General features: G+C 36.2%; 16 protein-coding genes and 1 pseudogene. 7 read left to right on the top strand and 10 right to left on the bottom strand.

The annotated features are described in order from the left end of the window. Positions 1–152: 152 nt before the first annotated feature. The 5 genes from D8848_RS03670 to D8848_RS03650 all read right to left on the bottom strand — a co-directional run bounded on the left by D8848_RS03670 (position 153) and on the right by D8848_RS03650 (position 4057). Positions 153–1442: a PTS sugar transporter subunit IIC gene (locus tag D8848_RS03670; RefSeq protein WP_001096819.1), complete on the bottom strand. Its 1290-nt coding sequence runs from the start codon at positions 1440–1442 to the stop codon at positions 153–155. A 16-nt stretch (positions 1443–1458) separates the two neighbouring features. Further along, positions 1459–1767: a PTS sugar transporter subunit IIB gene (locus D8848_RS03665; protein ID WP_125443315.1), complete on the bottom strand. Its 309-nt coding sequence runs from the start codon at positions 1765–1767 to the stop codon at positions 1459–1461. A gap of 33 nt (positions 1768–1800) precedes the next feature. Continuing rightward, a complete protein-coding gene (locus D8848_RS03660; RefSeq protein WP_000402907.1) occupies positions 1801–2121 on the bottom strand; it encodes a PTS lactose/cellobiose transporter subunit IIA in 321 nt (106 codons plus the stop codon). A gap of 196 nt (positions 2122–2317) precedes the next feature. Next, positions 2318–3298: a sugar-binding transcriptional regulator gene (locus D8848_RS03655; RefSeq protein WP_125450647.1), complete on the bottom strand. Its 981-nt coding sequence runs from the start codon at positions 3296–3298 to the stop codon at positions 2318–2320. Between the two features lie 12 nt (positions 3299–3310). Beyond that, complete coding sequence (locus D8848_RS03650) at positions 3311–4057, bottom strand: DeoR/GlpR family DNA-binding transcription regulator (RefSeq protein WP_000824973.1); 747 nt, start codon at positions 4055–4057, stop codon at positions 3311–3313. A 121-nt stretch (positions 4058–4178) separates the two neighbouring features. On the opposite strand from D8848_RS03650, the gene D8848_RS03645 reads away from it, so the two are divergent. The 7 genes from D8848_RS03645 (at position 4179) to D8848_RS03615 (ending at position 12758) form a co-directional block, all read left to right on the top strand. Continuing rightward, entirely contained in the window at positions 4179–4955 is a 777-nt protein-coding gene (locus D8848_RS03645) for a glycyl-radical enzyme activating protein (protein ID WP_000406165.1), read from the top strand. Positions 4956–5129: 174 nt separating this feature from the next. Further along, positions 5130–6779, top strand: coding sequence for a sensor histidine kinase (locus D8848_RS03640; RefSeq protein WP_084928772.1), 1650 nt, complete (start codon positions 5130–5132; stop codon positions 6777–6779). Further along, on the top strand, positions 6772–7542 hold the full coding sequence (locus tag D8848_RS03635) for a response regulator transcription factor (protein WP_125443313.1): 771 nt from the start codon (positions 6772–6774) through the stop codon (positions 7540–7542). Before D8848_RS03640 ends, D8848_RS03635 begins: the two co-directional genes overlap by 8 nt. Before the next feature lie 215 nt (positions 7543–7757). After that, positions 7758–8798: an ABC transporter substrate-binding protein gene (locus D8848_RS03630; protein WP_049546956.1), complete on the top strand. Its 1041-nt coding sequence runs from the start codon at positions 7758–7760 to the stop codon at positions 8796–8798. Between the two features lie 161 nt (positions 8799–8959). Continuing rightward, entirely contained in the window at positions 8960–10006 is a 1047-nt protein-coding gene (locus D8848_RS03625) for an ABC transporter substrate-binding protein (RefSeq protein ID WP_125443312.1), read from the top strand. Between the two features lie 12 nt (positions 10007–10018). After that, on the top strand, positions 10019–11110 hold the full coding sequence (locus D8848_RS03620; RefSeq protein ID WP_001289693.1) for an ABC transporter ATP-binding protein: 1092 nt from the start codon (positions 10019–10021) through the stop codon (positions 11108–11110). Beyond that, positions 11100–12758 carry an ABC transporter permease gene (locus tag D8848_RS03615; RefSeq protein ID WP_125443311.1) on the top strand — a complete coding sequence of 553 codons (1659 nt, stop codon included), beginning with the start codon at positions 11100–11102 and terminating at the stop codon, positions 12756–12758. The genes D8848_RS03620 and D8848_RS03615 overlap by 11 nt, the downstream gene beginning before the upstream one ends. A gap of 102 nt (positions 12759–12860) precedes the next feature. On the opposite strand, the gene D8848_RS03610 is transcribed toward D8848_RS03615, so the two are convergent. The 5 genes and pseudogenes from D8848_RS03610 to rplQ all read right to left on the bottom strand — a co-directional run bounded on the left by D8848_RS03610 (position 12861) and on the right by rplQ (position 17539). Further along, entirely contained in the window at positions 12861–13553 is a 693-nt protein-coding gene (locus tag D8848_RS03610) for a histidine phosphatase family protein (protein ID WP_125443310.1), read from the bottom strand. A 232-nt stretch (positions 13554–13785) separates the two neighbouring features. Continuing rightward, positions 13786–15257 (bottom strand): annotated as a pseudogene (locus D8848_RS03605) (N-acetylmuramoyl-L-alanine amidase family protein). Positions 15258–15274: 17 nt separating this feature from the next. Further along, positions 15275–16612, bottom strand: coding sequence for a PFL family protein (locus D8848_RS03600; protein ID WP_125443309.1), 1338 nt, complete (start codon positions 16610–16612; stop codon positions 15275–15277). Positions 16613–16621: 9 nt separating this feature from the next. After that, positions 16622–16888 (bottom strand): ACT domain-containing protein, encoded by a 267-nt coding sequence (locus D8848_RS03595; protein WP_000644124.1) that lies wholly within the window; start codon positions 16886–16888, stop codon positions 16622–16624. A gap of 264 nt (positions 16889–17152) precedes the next feature. Then, on the bottom strand, positions 17153–17539 hold the full coding sequence (gene rplQ, locus D8848_RS03590) for a 50S ribosomal protein L17 (protein ID WP_000331493.1): 387 nt from the start codon (positions 17537–17539) through the stop codon (positions 17153–17155). Between the last annotated feature and the right edge of the window lie 7 nt (positions 17540–17546).

Raw genomic sequence — 17546 nt, 5'->3', positions numbered from 1 at the left:
CCTTTCTTTCGAAAATATTTTTGTTTCTTTCGAAAATATAATACCTGGTTTTTTAGAAAATTTCAAGCTTTTAACTAGAAAAACTTTAACTCTCTAATTTTTAGCACAAATGTGTGTGTTTAATGATAATACACAAATGTTTTTTGGAATTATCATGCTTCATTCTGATAAGCTAAACGATCCTGTACTTTAAAGAATGGGAAATAAACTAATGTAGACATCGCTAATATCACTAGCTGAGTAATAACTCCTTGCCATCCACCAACCATAAATCCTGATATAATAGCTGGGGTACTCCAAGGTAATGTAACTCCTGAAAATGGCTGCATGAAACCTGTTGCAATAGCTCCATATACTATAACAGCTGCAAGTACAGGAACAAGAATGAAAGGTACAAACATAACTGGATTCATGACAATCGGAAATCCAAATACAACCGGCTCATTTACGTTAAATATTGCTGGAAAAGCTGCTACTTTCCCTAACGCTTGGTACTGTTTAGATTTTGATGCAAAAAGCATCGCAACTACAAGTCCAAACGTAATCCCTGAACCAGATAGAATTAAAAATGAATCTAAAAATTGTTGAGTAACAATATGTGCACCATTTTCTAATGATAGATTACCAGAGGCTAGCATAGCTTTATTAGCATCAAGATTAGATAAAAGCAGAGCTGTCACTACTCCATTTACTACCGATTGTCCATGGACACCAAACCACCATAAAAATGATATAAAGAATGCAATCCCAATTGCACCATACAAAGATCCAGTTAAACCTTGCAATGGAACTTGAATAGCAGAATAAATCATTTCTATGAATGTTCCGCCATTAGTCAATGAGCTCGCTAAAATATATACAATCATAGAAAGTAAGAAAATTACAAATGCTGGAATCATTGCTTCAAACTGTTTCGCAATAGCTTGTGGAACTTGTTCTGGCATCTTAATAACAATTTTTCTCTTTATAAAGAAGGTATAAATACTTCCTACTACCAAACCTATAATGATAGCACCGATAATTCCTTGACCTCCAAACCAAACTTTACTAATAGCATCCCCAATTGCCTCACCTTGTTTAGGGATATAAGATGATCTTAGCAAAATAAAGAATGCAGATACAGATAGAACCCCAGCTGGCAAAGCCTCTACTCCGCTATTCTTAGCATAAGAATAGGCAATTGAAAAACAAGAAATTAGACCCATAATCGCAAAAGTTCCTGAATATACTTGCATAAACGGCTCTGTCCAATTTGCTCCAAATACACTAGCAATGCTCTTGTTTAATCCTTCAAATGGCAATTGTCCCATAATCAAGAATAAACTACCAACTACTGTTAATGGTAAAATAGCCAACATACCATCTTTTAGAGCTATAATACCACGCATATTCACAAACTTCATCATAGGTGCAATGATTTTTTGAACATCCATCTTTGCCATAATAAATCTCCTTTTCTTACCCACTAATCAAAGATAGGGCCAAGTCTAATACTTTTTTCCCATCTAACATACCATAGTCCATCATCGGAATAACAGCTATCGGAATATCACACTTATCACAAATTTCTTTTGATTTATCTAATGTATAAGCAACTTGAGGCCCCAACAGTGCAACATCTAGATTTGGGGCATAATCCGCTAATTTAGACTGAGAAAACGCCTCTATTTCTGCCTCAACTCCACTAGATTGCGCTGCAATTTTCATATTATTTACAAGCATACCAGTAGAAAAGCCTGCTGCACAAAACAAACCAATCTTCACCATTATATTTTCCTCCTCTATGTTAATACTCTAGTATTATTTTTTATCAAGTTCTTTTCTCAAACTAATAATTTCTTTGATTAAATTAATCTCCGTCATACTAGTCATGAGATGATCTTGTGAATGAACAAAGAGAGCTGTGATTTCTGTCTTTGTACCAGACGCTTCCTGTGCCAAAAATTTTGTTTGTAGATTATGGGCTTCTAATAAGGCTGCATCAGCTAACTGGATTTCTTCTTCACATCGTTCACATGTACCGTTTTTTATGTAATCTAATGCTTTATAAATATGTTGTTTCGCATCGCCAGCATATAAAATTAAACCCATGATAATTTGATCAGGAACAATAATTTCCATAAATTCCTCCTCATTTCACTATGTAAAAAGCTTTTTTCATTTGAAATTTTAAAATTTTCTTTTGTAACTCTAGAATACAACTACATAATAAAGTTGTCAATTCAAAAAACAACAGATAGACTATTTTTATTTATATAAGCACAAATGTGCAAATGATTGAAAATAAAAAACGATAAACTGAATCAGTCTATCATTTTCACTCACATAAAATATTTCGAAAAGAAAAATCACCATCTTCTTCCAAAACTTTTAAAATTGTATTTTTATCTGTAATCAAATGATTTACTAAATTAGCACGCAAGACAGAAAGAATCGAAGATACTTTCGTATCACCGTAAGCAACAGCTAAACTTTGAGGAATATTTTTTAAATCTTCCAAAGAAATTGCTATCGTTCTTTCCTGTAAGTTTTCATATACTTCTTTACCTTTTGAATCAAAAAATCGACAACAAATTTCTCCTACAGTTTTAACTTTGGTCAATTCTTTAAAATCATCCTCTGTAAGCATGTCTAACCATTGATGTTTTCCTTTTTTACTAAAATCACCAATTCCGACCACAGCTATATCTAAATCTTTCCAACTTTTTTTCAAATCTTCAAAATATCTTGATTGCAAAATACCATCTGCTAACAATTTATTTTCTTGCACAATCGTTGCATTCATAAATGTACACTCTCCATGAAATTTTCTAGACATTTCATAAATCAGTGTATTAACATGGTATTTAGCGTGTATGTGACTAGGACCACCTGCTAGAGGATAGAAGTGAACATTTCGGACACTTTTGCTGTGGATTAAATCTACTAAATTACTTAAACTTTTCCCCCAAGAAAAGCCAATTTTCATATTATCATCAATTAAATTCCTAAGGACACCTGCTGCAACTTGAGAAATTCTTTCAGATAAAATTGTTGGATTATCATCAAATTCATTTGGAATAATTTCTAAACTTTCCAGACCATATTTTTCTTTTACATAATTTTCCAACTTAAACATATTGGTATCAAAATTCTCTATTTCAATTTTAACAATTCCTGCATTCCTTGCTTCTGCTAACATTCTACTAATAGAGGTTCTATAAATTCCTAATTTTTCTGCTATTTGTGACTGATTTAAGTTCTCAATATAATACAGATAAGCAATTTTAGAAAGCAGTTTATTCCTATCTTGATTCATACACTTAACCTCTTACGAAACTACCTTAACCATTATCCCAGCATTTTCTAATGTAGCTATATTTTGTTTAGAAAGTTTTTCGTCTGTTATTACTTCATAGACTTGACTTAAAGCAAATCTTCTTACTGTACCCCTTTTATCAAATTTACTTGAGTCAGTTAGCACAATGACTTTATCCGACGCTGCTGAAATATATTGAACTACCTCACTGCGCATTAAATCTTTTCCTGTAAAGCCCATCTCTTTATCGTAGCCATCTGTCCCAACAAAAGCTTGACGCACATGAAAAGTCTGTATCATTTCTTTTAATAAAGGTCCTACGGTAACCTGTGAATCTTTCTGAAACTCTCCACCAAGAACAATAACACGACATGAATCATAACCTCTTACAAAATTTGCTATAAAAAATGAATTTGTTACAATAGTGACATTTCTTTTTTGCTTGCAAATTTCCTCAGCAAGTAAAGCACAGGTTGACCCAGATTCTATCATTATTGTTTCATTATCTGATACCAATTTTACTGCTTCTTGAACAATTTTTCTCTTAATTTCATAATTAATTGACAAGCGTACATTTAAGTCATCTCCACTATTTAACACAGCATATCCATGCTCTCTGTGTAATAAGCCTTTTGACTCTAATTTATCTAAATCTTTTCTAATCGTTACTTTCGATACATTTAATTTTTCCGATAATGTATTAACATCAATCTTTTCATATTCTGATACTAATTTAATAATTTGTTCCAATCTTTTCATTTTACACCTCCGTTTTATTCTACCAAAATAAAAAGCAAAAAACAACAAATTAAACTTTCGTTCGTAATTGTTTTTCTTTCGTTTTTGTGATAGGATAGAATTATAAAGAGGAGGAACTCTTATGGAAATATCTAAAGGAATTATTTTTAATATTCAACACTTTTCAATTCATGACGGTCCGGGTATTCGTACAACTGTTTTTTTAAAAGGATGTCCTCTGCGCTGCCCATGGTGTTCTAATCCTGAATCTCAAAAAATGAAACCTGAAAAAATGAAAGATGCTCAACGTGAGAAATTCACCTTAGTCGGTGAAGAGAAAACTGTAGAAGAAATTATTACAGAAGTATTGAAAGACAAGGAATTTTACGAAGAATCCGGTGGGGGGTTAACTTTATCTGGAGGTGAAATATTTGCTCAGTTTGAATTTGCTAAAGCTATCTTAAAATCAGCCAAAGAGCATCACATACATACTGCAATTGAAACCACTGCCTTTGTTGATCATGAAAAATTTATTGATTTAATCCAATATGTAGATTTTATCTACACAGACCTAAAACATTATAATTCTATAAAACATAAAAAAGTGACTGGGGTTTTTAATCAAATGATTATTAAAAACATTCATTATGCTTTTTCTCAACATAAAACTATCGTTTTAAGAATCCCGGTTATTCCTGATTTTAACAATAGTTTAGAGGATGCAGAAGAATTCGCTACTCTATTTAACTCATTAAATATCGACCAAGTTCAACTACTCCCTTTTCATCAATTTGGTGAAAACAAATATCGTTTATTAAATCGGAAATATGAAATGGATGGAGTCAACGCACTTCATCCCGAAGATCTTATTGATTATCAAAAGGTATTTCTGAACCATCATATTAATTGTTATTTCTAGTTTATCTCCTTGAACTGCTCTAGCTATTTGCATATAACAAGCATCTATAATACATACTTAACTTTTCAAAAGGTTTAGCTAAAAAATTTTGGTTAGACCTTTTCTATTTTACCTTGCTCTAGAATTTTTAAACTGCTATACTTATAACAGAAAACCCTTCCAAGGAGGTAGCAGATGTCTCATTCCTTTAAAAAATCTCTCCAAAAAGAAATTCTCCATAGAAGCTCTATCGCAGCCTTTGTGACCTCTCTTTTACTACTCATTTTACTTTTTGGTTTTTCCTATTTTTTACAAAAGCAACAACTCTCCAAAGACACGAGACAGATTGTCAAACAAGTTCAAGAGATGAAAGAAGCAAATAATGAGCTCCTGACCACTATGAACTATAAAATGATTCCTGGATTTTTGGATGGCAAACACACAGAGAGAGAAGTTTTTAGCTTATTTTACGAGACAAAAGCTAAATTAAAACTTAGTTCTGACCTCATTATCCTAAGTGATACAGGTGAATTACTATTTAGTACCAATCGAAATCATCAAGAAAGTATTTTATCTCCCTACTATCTAAAACTGCTCATTCAAAATCCTTCTCAAGATAAAGTTACAGAAAAAATTGCACTCTCTTCAGATAAGCAACATTACACACTCTTTATCAAACCACTACTTCAAAACCAACGAGTTAAGGCCTATACTATTACTTTCGTAAATGAGAATGATTTCATCTCAAGTTTCCCAATGATAAATTCTAAATACATCATTACCGATAGCTTTGGAAATATGTTTTCCAACAATACAAATCAATTTACTCGTTCCACTCTTGAAAAATTTGATGAGAAACTCCTACACTCTCGCACCCACTGGTATGCGAATGAACCGCTTATTGTTCAAAAAGAAAAAGTCGGTGCTATTTTTTCAATCTATACTTTTCAATCCTTCTTTCCTATTCCTAGCCTACTCGGCCTAGCCTCCATTCTCACCTTATGTATATTCTTCCTCTACTTCTGGCAAGCAAGACGAATTGCTCATAAGATTGCTACACACAACGCTGTTCCTATTGAAAGTTTGGTTTACCAACTTCAAGAAATTCCTAAACAAGCAGAAAAAAGGCTTTATCTACAAACAGGTGATGAGTTTGAGTTTATGGCAGAAAAAATCAACAATATGTTGTACGAATTAGATCAACTTCATCAAAAAATGTTGACCATAGAAAAAGAAAAGTGGATTTTTGAAAGAAAAATGCTGGAAGCTCAGTTCAATCCTCATTTTCTCTACAATACACTTGAGACGATTAAAATCACTTCTTTAATGGATGCCGCTCTCACACAAGACCTGATTCAAAACCTCACGCGCATTCTTCGCTACAGTATCACCGATTTAGAAAAAGAAACAACCATTTGCCAAGATTTAAAGATTATAGAGGATTACCTTATTATTCATAAGATTCGTTTTGAACACTTTTCCTATGATATTGTCTGCCCAGAAACTGTCGATAATCAACCTATTCCTAAACTTTTCTTGCTTCCTCTAGTAGAAAATGCTATAAAATATGGGATGCAATACCGTATTGATCTTCATATTGATATCCAAATTACCTTGGAAGCAGATTCTCTAACTTTTTTAGTCAAGGATAATGCTGGAGGACTCACAAAACAAGAGCGACTCGCTATTTTAGACTCTTTAGAAAGCCCTCATACCCAGCATGGCATCGTTAACAGCTATAAACGATTGAGCAATTTCTTTTCTGATGTCCAGCTAGATTTAGGAGTCAATCGCCGAGGAGAAACTTGGGTCAAATTTATAACGAAAGGACTAACTCATGTTTAAGCTCATTATCGTAGAAGACGAACACCTCATTCGAAAATGGCTAGAGATTGCCGTAGACTACTCTGCCTTAGGTATCCAAGTTGTAGGAACTGCTAGTCACGGTCAAGAGGGAATGAAACTCATCCAAGAAAAAGAACCTCATATTGTCTTAACAGACATCACAATGCCAATTATGGATGCTTTCATGATGTTCGAAGCCACTCGTACTCTCTCCTATGAAAAAGTTATCTTATCAGGTTATAACGATTTTCAAAATGCCAAAAAAGCCATGCAATATGGGGCAGTTGATTTTCTATCCAAACCAATTGATACCAAGGAATTGACAGAATGTCTTCAAAAAATTGTTTTGCGATTACGAGTTAGCACTTATCAAGAAACTCCTTTTTTAGAAGAATATCAAACTTTACTCACCTCTATCCAACAAGTCGATACACAAAACCAAATCATTCAGCAAATTCTTGAATTTGTTCATCAACACTACTGCATGCACTTTACCATTTCTACCATTGCAGAGAATCTAGGGTATAGCGAAAGTTATCTATATAAGGTTATCAAAGAAGACTTCCCAATGACGCTAAATGAATATATCTTACGCTACCGCCTCAAGCAAGCTATAGATAAAATGGCTGAATTCCCTAATTCTCCCTTAAGCGATATCTCTGAACAAGTTGGATTTTCAGACTATAAATATTTTGCCAAAGTTTTTAAAAAGTATCTACATATTTCTCCAAAAGAATTAAAACTCATGGATAAAAACCATTGATGTAAAAGGATTGCTCAACTCTACTGTAGCAATCTTTTTATTTTATACTTCTCATCGAAATCCCAGCTACAGTTTACCCATCCTTGCTCGAGACACCCATTTCCTATTTCTCGTTTTAGATTTCTTTAAGGTTTTTATTATATCCTGTAGAACTCTACAATTTAAAAACATTAACAATCTAGGTAGAGAAAATGTTCGTAAAAAAGGAGATACTTATGAAAAAAATACTATTCTTTCTCTCTTGTAGCTGGATATTCCTTTCTTTATCAGGATGTTCTTCACCTATAGAAGCGGAAACTAGCGCTGAAAAAGATTCAGATAACACTTTGGTTGTCTACTCGCCTAACCCTGAAGACCTTATCGAAGAAACAATCCCAGCCTTCGAAGAAAAATATGGTATTAAGGTTGACTTAGTACAAGCCAGCACTGGTGAATTGTTCAAAAAAGCTGAGGCTGAAAAAGAATCGCCTGTAGCCGATGTCATTTTCGGAGGCTCCTACGCCCTCTTCTCTTCTAACGAAAATCTTTTTGAACCTTATATTTCTCAAGAGAACGACCAGATAATCTCTGAATATCAAAATAAAACTGGATTCTACACGCCTTATACACTTGATGTCAGTGTCATCATTGCCAATTCAGCTCTTACAAAAGATATTAAAATTGAAGGCTACAATGATCTACTCAATCCTAAATTAAAAGGAAAAATCGCTACTGCTGATCCAAGTAATGCTTCTAGCGCCTTTGCACAATTAACAAACATGCTTGTCGATCAAGGTGGATACGAAAATGAACAGGCTTGGAACTATGTAAAAAATCTATTTACCCTAGTAGATGGAAAGATTGCATCTAGCTCTTCAAATGTTTACAAAGCTGTCGCCGATGGAGAAATGGCCGTAGGGCTCACCTATGAAGATCCTGCCTTAAAACTCTTAAATGATGGAGTTGATGTAAAAGTCATTTATCCAAAAGAAGGAACCGTCTTTTTACCTGGTAACGCGGCTATCGTCAAAAATGCCAAACACATGGAAAATGCTAAGAAGTTTATCGACTTCCTCCTTTCTCAAGAAATCCAAGATAAGCTAGGAACTGAAACAACAATCAGACCCATTCGTAAAAATGCTAAAACCAATAAAAATATGAAGGCTATGACAGAAATCAATATTGCCACTGAAGATTCCGATTATGTCATAAAAAACAAATCTGCCATTCTTAAAAAGTATAATGATATTTTTACAGATATCCAATCTAAAAAATAACATTTGACTTTCCAATGATTAACTGTCAAACCCTACTATAAAATCAAAAGATTACTTCCGTTTTTGTAGAGAATTTTACTCTAATAGAATAGAATTATCAGTTTTAAAAACGCTTACATTGTTTTAAAATAAACTTAAATAACATAACGGAGGTATCCATCATGAAAAAGAAATGGATGTATTATGCTGCTTGCGGACTAGCTCTTTTTGGTCTTGCTGCTTGTTCTTCTAATGAATCTGCCGATGGCGGTTCATCTGATAAAGGAGACGGCGGTTCGCTAGTCGTTTATTCACCAAACTCAGAGGGCTTAATCGGAGCAACTATTCCTGCCTTTGAAGAAAAATACGGTATTAAAGTAGAACTGATTCAAGCTGGTACTGGAGAACTTTTCAAAAAACTAGAGTCAGAAAAAGAAGCTCCTGTAGCCGATGTTATCTTTGGTGGTTCTTATACACAATATGCTACCCACGGAGAACTCTTTGAAAACTATACTTCAAAAGAAAATGATAATGTTATCAAAGAATATCAAAACATAACTGGCTACTCTACTCCTTATACACTAGATGGTAGTGTTTTAATCGTCAATCCTGATTTAACTAAAGGCATGAACATAGAAGGATATAGCGACCTTCTCAAACCTGAACTAAAAGGAAAAATCGCAACTGCTGACCCAGCAAACTCTTCTAGCGCCTTTGCTCAATTAACAAATATGCTACAAGCTCAAGGTGGTTACAAAGACGATAAAGCTTGGTCTTATGTAAAAGATCTCTTCACACTTATTGATGGTAAAATCGGTTCAAGCTCATCTGGTGTCTATAAAGCAGTCGCTGACGGAGAAATGGCTGTTGGTCTCTCTTATGAAGATCCAGCAGTTAAACTCTTAAATGACGGAGCTAACATTAAGGTAGTCTATCCAAAAGAAGGAACAGTCTTCCTACCTGCTAGTGCTGCTATCGTTAAAAAAGCGAAAAATATGGAAAATGCCAAGAAATTTATCGATTTTATTATCTCTCAAGAAGTACAAGATACACTTGGTACAACCACTACTAACCGTCCTGTTCGTAAAAATGCTAAAACGAGCGAAAATATGAAACCAATTGACAAAATCAAAACACTCACTGAAGATTATGATTATGTCATCAAGAATAAATCAGATATCGTTAAAAAATACAACGAAGTCTTTACAGATATCCAATCTAAACAGTAAAAGAGGTTCACTATGAGTGAGATCAAAATTATTAACGCAAAAAAAATCTATCACGATGTCCCTGTTATTGAGAATTTGAACATTACAATTCCAAAAGGAAGTCTCTTTACCCTTCTTGGGCCTTCAGGGTGTGGGAAAACGACCCTTCTTCGTATGATTGCAGGTTTCAACAGTATCGAAGGCGGAGAATTTTACTTCGATGATACAAAAATAAATAATATGGAACCTAGCAAACGCAATATCGGGATGGTTTTCCAAAACTACGCTATTTTCCCGCATTTGACTGTCCGAGACAATGTTGCTTTTGGTCTTAAGCAAAAGAAGGTTCCAAAAGAAGAATTGATTCAACAAACCAACAAGTATCTTGAACTCATGCAAATCGCTCAATATGCGGATCGAAAGCCCGATAAACTCAGTGGTGGACAACAACAACGTGTCGCTTTGGCACGTGCCTTAGCGGTTAATCCAAGTGTTCTCCTCATGGACGAGCCACTTAGTAATCTAGATGCCAAACTTCGCTTGGATATGCGTCAAGCCATTCGAGAAATCCAACACGAAGTGGGAATTACAACCGTTTATGTGACCCACGACCAAGAAGAAGCTATGGCTATTTCAGACCAAATTGCTGTTATGAAAGATGGGGTTATCCAACAAATCGGCCGACCAAAAGAACTCTATCATAAACCAGCTAATGAGTTTGTAGCAACTTTTATCGGACGCACAAATATTATTCCTGCCAATCTTGAAAAACGAAGCGACGGCGCTTATATCGTCTTTTCAGATGGCTATGCTCTTCGAATGCCAGCTCTTGATCAGGCTGAGGAACAAGCTATTCATGTAAGCATTCGTCCTGAAGAGTTTATCAAAGATGAATCGGGAGATATTGAAGGAACTATTAGCGATAGCGTCTATCTTGGACTAAATACGGAGTATTTCATTGAGACAGGTTTTGCCTCAAAAATTCAAGTTAGCGAAGAATCAACTTTTGAAGAAGATCTACAAAAAGGCGATCGTATTCGTCTACGAATCAATACCCAAAAATTAAACGTCTTTTCTGCAGATGGTTCGCAAAACCTGATAAAAGGAGTCAACCATGGAACGTAAAAAACTAAATATTTGGACAGCCTCCTCTTTCTTCATCTTTCTTACCTATCTTGTCTTTCTGGTTTATCCTATCGTTACCGTGCTCAAGCAAGCACTCATACATGAGGGACAATTTTCACTAGCTAATTTTGTCACTTTCTTTAGTAAAGCCTACTACTCTGAGACACTCGTCAACAGTTTCAAGGTTTCCATTACCGCTACTGTCACTTCCTTAGTCGTAGGAACCTTATTAGCTTATCTCTTCTCTATGTATGACTTCAAGGGAAAGAAATTTCTACAAATATTAATTATCATTGCTTCCATGTCAGCTCCTTTCGTGGGAGCCTACTCCTGGATTCTCTTGCTGGGACGAAATGGGGTCATCACTAAATTTCTGACAAATACCCTTCATCTTCCAGCTATCGATATTTATGGATTCAAAGGAATTGTACTTGTCTTTACACTGCAACTATTCCCACTGGTATTTCTATACGTTGCTGGGACAATGAAAAGTATTGACAATTCTCTACTTGAAGCTGCTGAAAGCATGGGGTCCTTCGGATTTAAGCGTATCGTAACGGTTGTTTTACCTCTCCTAGTTCCAACCTTACTAGCAGCTGCCCTGCTTGTATTTATGAGAGCATTCTCAGACTTTGGAACCCCTATGTTGATTGGTGAAGGATATCGGACTTTCCCTGTTCTGATTTATACCCAATTTATTAGCGAGGTTGGAGGAAATTCAGCTTTTGCATCTGCTTTAGCAATTATGGCGATTATCATTGCCTTGGCAATTTTCCTTATCCAAAAATACATTTCAAATCGCTACAGTTTCAGCATGAATTCGCTCCATCCAATTGAGTCTAAAAAAACTACAAAAGGAAAAATGGCTGCCATTTATGCAACAGTCTACGGAATTATCTTGTTCTCTGTTCTACCTCAAGTCTACTTGATTTATACTTCTTTCCTAAAAACATCAGGTATGGTATTTGTCAAAGGCTATTCTCTAAACAGTTACAAGGTAGCTTTCAATCGTATGGGATCTGCTATCTTCAATACTATTCGTATCCCTTTGATTGCCTTGGTTCTAGTTGTTCTATTTGCAACATTTATCTCCTACCTAGCCGTTAGAAAACGGAATTTGTTTACAAACTTAATTGACAGCCTCAGTATGGTCCCTTATATTGTACCAGGAACCGTTCTAGGGATTGCCTTCATTTCTTCCTTCAATACTGGTCTATTTGGAAGTGGATTTCTTATGATTACAGGGACTGCTTTCATCTTAATTATGTCTCTATCTGTCAGAAGATTACCTTATACTATTCGCTCATCTGTTGCTAGCTTGCAACAAATAGCACCAAGTATTGAAGAAGCCGCGGAGAGCTTAGGAAGTAGTCGTCTCAATACCTTTGCCAAGATTACAACTCCAATGATGCTATCTGGTATTATTTCTGGAGCCATCCTATCTTGGGTCACAATGATTTCAGAGCTCTCTACTTCTATCCTCCTCTACAATGTCAAAACAAGAACAATGACTGTAGCCATTTATACAGAAGTTCTCAGAGGAAATTACGGTGTAGCCGCAGCCTTGTCAACTATCCTGACTGTTCTAACAGTAGGTTCCTTGCTCTTGTTTATGAAAATCTCTAAAAGCAATAGCATTACACTTTAGTTTTCCCCATCAAAAACAGCCGAAAGGATTACCCTCGGCTGTTTTTTCTTATCTTGATATTCTTATCAAATCCTCAGTTCAGAGCAAGCAAGTCTAGACTGATTAAATAGAGGCTTCTTCCATCTTCTCACGTCCTAGTTCTCGGTAACTACGGTCGCCGACAACTTCTACGCTAAACTGGCCGTCCTCATATTCAAGGATCGTCACGCTACCATTATCTAGACCATGCGGATGCATGCCATTAATCAGATAAACAATGGTTCCAATGGTCATTCCGTGGCTGACGACAAGAGCATTGCCCCCACCTTGTTCTTCCATTTCTTTGGCAATCGCTTCAAAACCTTCCTTGATTCGGCCACTGAGTTTTTCCCAGCCTTCAGCCCAACCAGCTGTATCAACCTCTACCAAACCCTCAGCCAGTTCAGCATAAGACAATTGATGAACGTGGTCCACATTAAAGATACGAGGAATAATGCCCATGAAAAGATCACCATCGTAGGCTCCGTCAAAGCTACCAAAACACCATTCTCTGATACGCTTGTCCATGCGATAAGGGATTTTCCCCTGCAAACCAAGTTCTTCAAGGATAATTCCCATTGTCTGAATGGTGCGGCCAGAATCACTGGAATAAGCGCGCTCAAACTGTAGACCAGATTCTCGCAAACCGATTCCTAATTCTTGAATCCCTCGTTCACCTTCAGTTGTTAAAGGAGTATCGCTCCAACCTTGCGCGCGACCAATCGTGTTAAACATAGTCTTGCCATGACGTACCAAATACAATCGTACTTTTACCATTTTCCGTCCTCCGTTTGCTTCTATTATATCATGGATGATAAAACAAAAGCCACCCAGACAGGCGACTTTTGCAGGAGATTATTATGAAAAAGTTTAGGAGTTCTATTAAATAAAGATATTAGATGAAAATCAAATTCAAACTAAATCAGTGTTATCTGTTTCAAATAATATTAGGAGGTCTTTATTTAATGATTATAGTATACACAGCCAACCTTAAATAGAACTTAAAAAATTAAACCCATTCACCTTTTTCATTTACTTTATAACCGTTAATAGTCATGTTTTTGCTAATTTCCCATCAGCTAACAAGTAATACCACTTATCTCCATCTTTAATCCATTGGTTACGAGCGTACTTGCCGTCTTGGTTAAGATAATACCAACTATCATACTGAGAATCAAATATCCACTCGCTCTTAGCCATGTAACCGCCACGTTTTAGGTAGTATTCGCCCTGCCAAGCTTTCTCCACATAACTACCAGTTGAATCTACATAAAACCAGCTCTTATAATCTTCATCATAAATCCATTCACTCGCAGCCATTGAAGCATCTGCTTTTAGATAGTAACGTCCTACCCAACGGTTTCTTACAAGATTGCCAGAAAGGTCATTGTAGTACCATTTGCCAGACTCTTTAAACCACTTACTTGCTTGATAATCCTTCTTAGTCTCTCCATTAGCAGTAACGGTAGCTTGAGATGAAGTTCCAGTAGAAACTGCTTGAATAGCTTCCTCTTTCGTAACCTTAGGCTTAACTTTGCCTTGGTAAACATCTTCGATACGCTTAGTAAATACAGATAACTCCTCAGGAGATAGCATGTGTCTTATTTCAGGCTTTTCATTATATACAAGACCTGCTTCTTTTTTGATTTTATGCTCACCCTCATCAACTATATCATCAACCTTACTAAACATAGAAATCTTTTCTGCTTTCGAAAGTGTATCGTCATTACTAATGGCCGTCTTCTCCATAAAGGCAACAGCATTAACTTCCCTGATATTTTTTTCCGTTGGTGGAATTGTGTATGGACGAAAATCATTAGAATAGAAAGAAACTAATTTTCGCAAATACTCACTTAAACGCTCTGGAATATCATATGACGGACTATACTTTTCTAATCCCTTATAACTATTTGGCCCACGATAGTCATATTTTTCTGAAACAATTTTGATTGTAATTTCTCTTTCAAGAGATGTATAATACGGATTTTCTCTTATTTGAGTAATTACAAGTTCCTTTTTCTTTTGTATCGCCATATCAAAAATTTGAAAATTTATATTATGCAAATAATCATTATAATTTTTGTGTGATCCTAAGATAGCTAATCTTTCTTTAGAATACCATAACGGAGCTGATAATAACTCTTTTTCTATATTATCTAAATTAGATAAAAATCTTTGAAGATTGTCAGTGAAATTTTCAGAAACCTTTTTCTTGATTTGTTCAATATCATTTTGAGAAAAAGAAATACTACTCCAGTTAGCTTCATCAATCTGTTTCAATATATCTTGTCTATCCTTCTCCTGTAGCTCTATATAAGATTTCCTAATATTCTCTATTTCTTTCTTAACCTCTTCTGAACTCGTACTAGAAGTAGTTTCATGACTTTCTTCCTGCGCAGAAACTACTTGGCTGGCAAAACTTGGGACTAGTAAAGTCGACAGTCCTAAAGCTACTAAAGCATGTTTCATTTCTTTTTTCATCCATTTCTCCTATTTTCTTAATTTTTAAAACTATGAATTGGTGCTGGGATTTGTCCTCCACGAGAGATGAAATCAACAGACGAAGCCCCATTGACTTTCATAACAGGTGCAGTTCCTAATAGGCCACCAAACTCAATCATGTCGCCTTCTTTTCCTTTAGGAATGATACGAACAGCTGTTGTTTTCATGTTAATGACACCAATTGCAGCTTCATCTGCAATCATAGCCGCAATGGTTTCAGCAGGTGTATCCTCCGGAATGGCAATCATATCCAATCCAACGGAACAGATAGCCGTCATAGCTTCTAGTTTTTCCAGATTAAGAGAACCATTTTGCACTGCAGCAATCATCCCCTCATCCTCAGAAACAGGGATAAAGGCACCAGACAAACCACCGACTTGGTTGCAAGCCATAACTCCGCCCTTCTTAACTTGGTCATTCAAGAGAGCCAAGGCAGCCGTCGTCCCGTGTGTTCCAACTGTCTCTAGACCCATTTCTTCAAGGACACGTGCAACAGAATCTCCAACCGCAGGAGTTGGCGCCAAACTCAAGTCCACAATACCAAACTCCACACCCAATCTCTCACTGGCCATTTGACCAACCAATTGACCGATACGAGTGATTTTAAAGGCAGTTTTCTTAACTGTTTCGGCTACTACATCAAAGCTCTGTCCACGAACTTTTTCCAAGGCACGTTTCACCACACCAGGACCAGAAACTCCGACATTGATGATAACATCTGCCTCCCCAACACCATGAAAGGCACCAGCCATAAATGGATTGTCCTCAACAGCATTAGCGAATACAACCAACTTGGCCGCTCCCATATCTGATAGAGTTGCCGTTTCCTTGATAACTCGTCCCATATCTGCCACAGCCGTCATATTGATACCAGACTTGGTTGAGCCGATATTGACTGACGAGCAGACCTTGTCCGTTTCAGCCAAAGCACGAGGAATGGAATTGATGAGAATCTTATCCCCCTTTTGATAACCTTTTTGTACCAAGGCAGAGAAACCACCAATAAAATCGACACCGATTTCTTTCGCAGCCTTATCAAGCGCTTTTGCCAGAACCACGTAGTCCGTCGCATCTGTCGCTGCCCCTATCAGAGAAATAGGAGTCACCGATACACGCTTATTAACGATAGGAATTCCCAACTCAGCCGCAATTTCATCACCAACAGCCACTAAATTAGCCGCCTTGGTCCTAATCTTTTGATAAATTTTCTCTGCAGCACGATTGATATCTGGATCGATACAGTCCAAAAGAGAAATCCCCATGGTAATAGTTCTGATATCGAAGTTTTGCTCCTCAATCATAGCGATGGTTTCAGTAACTTGTCTAATATCCATGATAACCTCCTAGATATTATACATAGCTTCGAAAATCGCTGCACTCTGAATATTGATTTTCACATTCAAAGTTTGCCCAAAAGCTTCAAATTCATTACGAAGATAAGTGAAATCTTGCTTTTCATCACTAGAGACGACAGCCATCATCGTAAAATATTCATCCAAAACAGTTTGAGAGATATCGTCAATATTCAATCCCAATTCTGCAATTTTACCAGAAACACCTGCAACAATTCCAGATTTATCTTTACCAACAACAGTTATAATCGCTTTCATAAGCAAACTCCAATTCTTCTTAAAATAGGAAACCTGAACATTTAGCAGATTTCTTCTTAAATAGTATAGCATAATTCTAACTAGAATACTCAAAAACGCCTGCTTACGAAGTTGTTCTTAAGAAAAAAACAATTTCGTAAACAAGCGTCTACTATCCCAACTTATGATGAGTGTTCCCGCTAGGACCGAAATCCTAGCGGTAGACCAGAGCTAGACTAAGAGCACAAGACTCCATCATCATAACACTCAACAAAATTGATGATTTTATACTAATTCGATGATCGCCATTGGCGCTGCATCACCACGACGTGGTTCAGTTTTAAGGATACGAGTGTATCCACCGTTACGTTCAGCATAACGAGGTGCGATTTCTGAGAACAATTTTTGAAGTGCTGTAGTAGAAGTGTACTTATCAGTTGCTTCATCATAGTTTTCAGATGCGATTTCATTACGTACGAAAGCAGCTGCTTGACGACGTGCATGCAAATCACCACGTTTACCTAGAGTAATCATTTTTTCAACAGTTTTACGGATTTCTTTAGCACGAGCTTCAGTTGTCACGATTGATTCGTTGATCAAAAGGTCAGTTGTCAAATCGCGAAGCATTGCTTTACGTTGTGAGCTAGTGCGTCCTAGTTTACGGTAAGCCATGTATTCC

Source organism: Streptococcus mitis, from assembly GCF_003942775.1.
Lineage (GTDB): Bacteria > Bacillota > Bacilli > Lactobacillales > Streptococcaceae > Streptococcus > Streptococcus mitis_CN.
This window is presented reverse-complemented; position numbering and strand designations above follow the sequence as displayed.

What these genes read in the sequence shown, in the direction of transcription:
- D8848_RS03670 (WP_001096819.1), bottom strand. Translation starts at nt 1,442, where the DNA reads ATGGCAAAGATGGATGTTCAAAAAATCATTGCACCTATGATGAAGTTT.
- D8848_RS03665 (WP_125443315.1), bottom strand. Translation starts at nt 1,767, where the DNA reads ATGGTGAAGATTGGTTTGTTTTGTGCAGCAGGCTTTTCTACTGGTATG.
- D8848_RS03660 (WP_000402907.1), bottom strand. Translation starts at nt 2,121, where the DNA reads ATGGAAATTATTGTTCCTGATCAAATTATCATGGGTTTAATTTTATAT.
- D8848_RS03655 (WP_125450647.1), bottom strand. Translation starts at nt 3,298, where the DNA reads ATGAATCAAGATAGGAATAAACTGCTTTCTAAAATTGCTTATCTGTAT.
- D8848_RS03650 (WP_000824973.1), bottom strand. Translation starts at nt 4,057, where the DNA reads ATGAAAAGATTGGAACAAATTATTAAATTAGTATCAGAATATGAAAAG.
- D8848_RS03645 (WP_000406165.1), top strand. Translation starts at nt 4,179, where the DNA reads ATGGAAATATCTAAAGGAATTATTTTTAATATTCAACACTTTTCAATT.
- D8848_RS03640 (WP_084928772.1), top strand. Translation starts at nt 5,130, where the DNA reads ATGTCTCATTCCTTTAAAAAATCTCTCCAAAAAGAAATTCTCCATAGA.
- D8848_RS03635 (WP_125443313.1), top strand. Translation starts at nt 6,772, where the DNA reads ATGTTTAAGCTCATTATCGTAGAAGACGAACACCTCATTCGAAAATGG.
- D8848_RS03630 (WP_049546956.1), top strand. Translation starts at nt 7,758, where the DNA reads ATGAAAAAAATACTATTCTTTCTCTCTTGTAGCTGGATATTCCTTTCT.
- D8848_RS03625 (WP_125443312.1), top strand. Translation starts at nt 8,960, where the DNA reads ATGAAAAAGAAATGGATGTATTATGCTGCTTGCGGACTAGCTCTTTTT.
- D8848_RS03620 (WP_001289693.1), top strand. Translation starts at nt 10,019, where the DNA reads ATGAGTGAGATCAAAATTATTAACGCAAAAAAAATCTATCACGATGTC.
- D8848_RS03615 (WP_125443311.1), top strand. Translation starts at nt 11,100, where the DNA reads ATGGAACGTAAAAAACTAAATATTTGGACAGCCTCCTCTTTCTTCATC.
- D8848_RS03610 (WP_125443310.1), bottom strand. Translation starts at nt 13,553, where the DNA reads ATGGTAAAAGTACGATTGTATTTGGTACGTCATGGCAAGACTATGTTT.
- D8848_RS03600 (WP_125443309.1), bottom strand. Translation starts at nt 16,612, where the DNA reads ATGGATATTAGACAAGTTACTGAAACCATCGCTATGATTGAGGAGCAA.
- D8848_RS03595 (WP_000644124.1), bottom strand. Translation starts at nt 16,888, where the DNA reads ATGAAAGCGATTATAACTGTTGTTGGTAAAGATAAATCTGGAATTGTT.
- rplQ (WP_000331493.1), bottom strand. Translation starts at nt 17,539, where the DNA reads ATGGCTTACCGTAAACTAGGACGCACTAGCTCACAACGTAAAGCAATG.